This is a genomic window from Halanaerobiales bacterium, assembly GCA_035270125.1.
GTDB lineage: Bacteria > Bacillota > Halanaerobiia > Halanaerobiales > DATFIM01 > DATFIM01.
The window spans coordinates 1-4,085 of sequence record DATFIM010000202.1 but is presented as its reverse complement, the minus strand read 5'-3'; the positions used below and the strand labels follow the sequence as shown (position 1 = coordinate 4,085).

Sequence of the window (4,085 nt, the reverse complement as noted above, 5' to 3'; positions counted from 1 at the left end):
GGATATTTATCTAAAGAAGATCTGGCTTCTTTTGAAGTTGAATGGGTAGATCCTATTAAAGTAAGTTATAAAGGTTATGATGTCTGGGAATTACCGCCTAATGGCCAGGGTCTTTCAGCTTTAATGGCTTTAGGTATTTTGGATAAATTTGATTTTCCAGAAAAAGAAAATGTAGATACTTATCATAAACAGATAGAGGCCATGAAACTGGCTATGACTGATGGAAAAACATATATTACAGATCTTGATGAAATGACTTATAAAGTGGAAGAATTATTAGCTGAAGATTATTTAGATAAGAGAAGGAAATTGATTTCAGATAAAGCAATATCTCCTGAACCTGGTAAACCAGAAAAAGGAGGAACAGTTTATCTGGCAGCAGCTGATGATGAAGGTAATATGATCTCCTATATTCAAAGTAATTACATGGGATTTGGCTCAGGTCTTGTTGTTCCTGAAAGAGGTATAGCACTACAGAATAGAGGACATTTATTTTCACTTGATGAAAACCATGATAATGTTCTAAAAGGTGGTAAAAAGACCTATCATACTATTATACCTGCCTTCCTTACTAAAGATGATGAAGCTGTTGGTCCATTTGGGGTTATGGGTGGATATATGCAGCCCCAGGGCCATCTACAGGTAGCTATGAACACTATTGACTTTAATCTCAATCCTCAGGCAGCATTAGATGCACCTCGCTGGCAGTGGATGGATGATAAAAAAGTTATAGTTGAAAAAGACTTTCCAACAAATATAGCAAAACAGCTGGCAAATCGTGGTCATGATATTGAAGTCAAACTAAATTCTGGTGCTTTTGGTAGAGGACAGATTATCTGGCGAGATAATGAGAATGGTGTCCTTAGAGCAGGTACAGAAAAAAGAACAGATGGGACTATAGCTTCATATTAAAAATATATAATTGCCTGTTTAAGCTAATAATCTTAGTTTAAGCAGGTTTTTTTATGAATAATATTGAATTAATCTTAATTTTTATATATAATTATTTAGTGGAGCAAGTAATTTAGGAAAGGAAGTTTTTTTATGAAAGATTATACTCCCAAAATTGGTCTGGCTCTGGGAGCAGGAGGAGCTCGTGGTCTTGCCCATGTAGGAGTTTTAAAATTTTTGGAAAAAGAAAATATTGATATAGATATAATAGCTGGTACAAGTATGGGAAGTATTATTGGCGGACTTTATTCGGCAGGAATTCCTCTTAAATATATGGAAAAAATAGCAGAAGAAATAGATTGGGATACCTTAACCGATGTGACTTTTCCCAGAAAAGGTTTGATCAAAGGTAATAAAATACTTAAGTTTTTTGAAATACTTACTCAGAACAAAACTTTTTCTGAATTAAATATACCCTTTTCGGCAATAGCCTGTGATATTGAAAAGGGTGAACAGGTTGTTATAAATAAAGGCTCAGTAGCAAAGGCAATCAGGTCAAGTATAGCAATTCCGGGTATATTTGTTCCTTATAGACATCAGGAAAAAATGCTGGTTGATGGTGCAGTCCTGGATAGAGTCCCTGTATCTACTGTAAGAAAAATGGGGGCTGATATTATAATTGCTGTTGATATCAGGGTAAAAGAAGTAAATAATAAGATTGATAATATTTTTGATGTATTATTTAATACTTTTGACATAATGCAGTATGAGTTTCAAAAATTAAAAGAAACTGGAGCAGATATTACTATTAATCCCAAACTGGATAATATAGATTCTCTTGATTTAGATAATACAGATATTTGTATATATGAAGGATATCAAGAAGCAAAAAAATATAAAAAAGAAATCGATAGTATTTTGGGGAGAGTTAATAATGAGAAAACAAAATAGACTAAAGGATAAATTAACAAAGTTTATAGGTATTATAATAATAATTTTAATCATTAGTAATTTTATACCTACTCCATATATGATGACAACTCCTGGAGTAGCAAAGGAATTATCTCCTTTAATTACAGTTAAGGATGGTTATAAAGAAAATATTAGAGGTAAGTTTATGTTAACAGCTGTAGGCAGTAAAAGAGCTACAGTACTTGATGTAATTAAAATAACAATTTTAAGTCCAGAAGGATATGAATTAACACCAAGACAACAGCAAATACCTGAAGGAATGGAAATGAGCCAATATATTGATATTATGGCTAATTTAATGGAAGAAAGCAAAGTAAAATCACAGGCTGTCGCCCTAAAAAAAGCAGGATATGAAGTTAGTTTTGAAGGTACTGGAAATGGAGCAGAGATTGTTCAGGTAATGGAAGATGGAGCAGCTAAGGGAAAATTAGAATCAGGAGATATAATTACAGCAGTAGATGGCAAAGAAGTAAAATTAGCTTCAGATGCTGTCAATTTAATTAGAGCTAAAAAAATTGGCGAAAAAATAGATCTAACAATAGAAAATAATGGAAACAAAAAAGTTATTACCCTAGAAACTGTTGAACTTGAGGAAAATCCAGGAAAACCCTCAATTGGAGTTTTAATAATTACTAAAGATTTAACTTATGATTTTCCAAGGGAAATTTCTTTTAATACAGATAATGTAGTTGGACCTTCTGCTGGAAGTGTTTTTACTTTAGAAATTTATAATCAATTAACACCTGAAGATATAACTAAAGGTAAAAAAATTGCAGGAACAGGTACTATTTCTTTAGATGGTAAAATAGGGATGATTGATGGTATTTTACAAAAAATTATTACAGCTGATGAAGCAGGAGCAGATATATTTTTAACACCTGCTGAAAATTATGAAAAAGCTCAGGAGACTACCAGAGATATAAAATTGGTAAAAGTTGAAACAATAGATGATGTTCTATATTTTTTAGAAAATGAATTAGAATAATATCTTTTAATTTCTAATAATTTTTTGATAAAAATCCTGTCTACCTTTACGATATTTAGGATTATTATATAATAAGCTATAAATATCATCTGCTAGAATTTCATAACTCAACTGCTTAATCACTGGATTTTCAGAAGCTAAATCAATATCATTTAAATAGTTACTTATTTTGGTTATAATAGGCAAATTACTTTTTTCTTTCAACTTAGATAATATTTTTTCTCCATTTTTATTAAAAGCTAAAACTCTAAGATAGGCAGGACCATTATTATCTATTTTATTAAATTCTTTTTCTGTTAATCCAAATAAAATATGTAAAAGATTTCTCTGGATTCTATTCTGGGTTACTGATTTTGTGTTAATATTTTCTATAAGTTGATTGTAATTACCACTCTCTAACGCAGAATTGAAAAAGCGATTTTCCAGACCATTTGTTATTTCAGCATATTTTTTTAATTTTTTTGGAGAACTCATTCGTAATTTGCTTAGAATAGGATAACTAAGTTTGCTTTTTCTGACAGGTATTTTATCATTTTTTAATTCTCTTTTTAAAATGTTAAAACTGCTATCAGGAACTAAATTTTTTAGTTTATTTATTTCATTTTTTCTAATTAATTTTCTTAAAGCACTTCCGCTGGCAAATTCGCCATTGATTTCATTGGAATGATAATTATTGGAAGTTCTTTTAATTGTTAGGGGATTAAGATCAAGATTGTTTTCTAAAACAGCTCTAATATATTCTATACCCAAAATATTATTAGGGCTTTTAATTTCTGAGATAACTTTTTCGTTTTCAAAAAATTTATTTAAAGCTTTTTCACGAGCAGCAGGATAAGAATGACCTTTACGAATTAAATCCTGTATTTCTTGATTAAAATTATTATCATTTTTATTTAAAAATTGTCCTATTTTCATTAAGGGTTTAATTTTCCCAGATTCACTACCAAAAACAAAATTACTAACTAGATTTGTCTCAGCGAGTAATTTTACTGATCCTTTTGCAAAGTAATTAGCACTACGAATCCCATAAACAAGTGGAAGTTCAAATATAATATCAACGCCAGCTTCTAAAGCCATTTTAGCTCTACTCCATTTGTCAGTAATTGCTGGTAGACCTCGTTGAGTAAAATTACCATTCATTACACAGATAGCAGCATCTGAGTTTGTGATTTTTTTACTTTTTTCATAATGATAGAGATGTCCATAATGAAAAGGATTATATTCGGTGATAATGCCT

4 protein-coding genes are annotated in these 4,085 nt (G+C 30.4%); 3 read left to right on the top strand and 1 reads right to left on the bottom strand.

Going from position 1 to position 4,085, the window contains the following annotated elements:
• The 3 genes from VJ881_10200 to VJ881_10190 form a co-directional block, all read left to right on the top strand.
• Positions 1-912, top strand: a 912-nt coding sequence (locus tag VJ881_10200; protein HKL76424.1) for a gamma-glutamyltransferase, incomplete at its 5' end; no start/stop codon positions are given.
• 132 nt (positions 913-1,044) lie between these two features.
• Complete coding sequence (locus tag VJ881_10195; GenBank protein HKL76423.1) at positions 1,045-1,842, top strand: patatin-like phospholipase family protein; 798 nt, start codon at positions 1,045-1,047, stop codon at positions 1,840-1,842.
• Positions 1,826-2,848 (top strand): PDZ domain-containing protein, encoded by a 1,023-nt coding sequence (locus VJ881_10190; GenBank protein HKL76422.1) that lies wholly within the window; start codon positions 1,826-1,828, stop codon positions 2,846-2,848. The genes VJ881_10195 and VJ881_10190 overlap by 17 nt, the downstream gene beginning before the upstream one ends.
• A gap of 6 nt (positions 2,849-2,854) precedes the next feature.
• Here the strand turns inward: VJ881_10190 and VJ881_10185 are convergent.
• A partial coding sequence (locus VJ881_10185) for a nucleotidyltransferase (protein ID HKL76421.1) occupies positions 2,855-4,085 on the bottom strand: 1,231 nt, incomplete at its 5' end.

Coding starts and splice junctions, on each gene's coding strand:
- VJ881_10190 (HKL76422.1), top strand. CDS start 1,826: ATGAGAAAACAAAATAGACTAAAGGATAAATTAACAAAGTTTATAGGT.
- VJ881_10195 (HKL76423.1), top strand. CDS start 1,045: ATGAAAGATTATACTCCCAAAATTGGTCTGGCTCTGGGAGCAGGAGGA.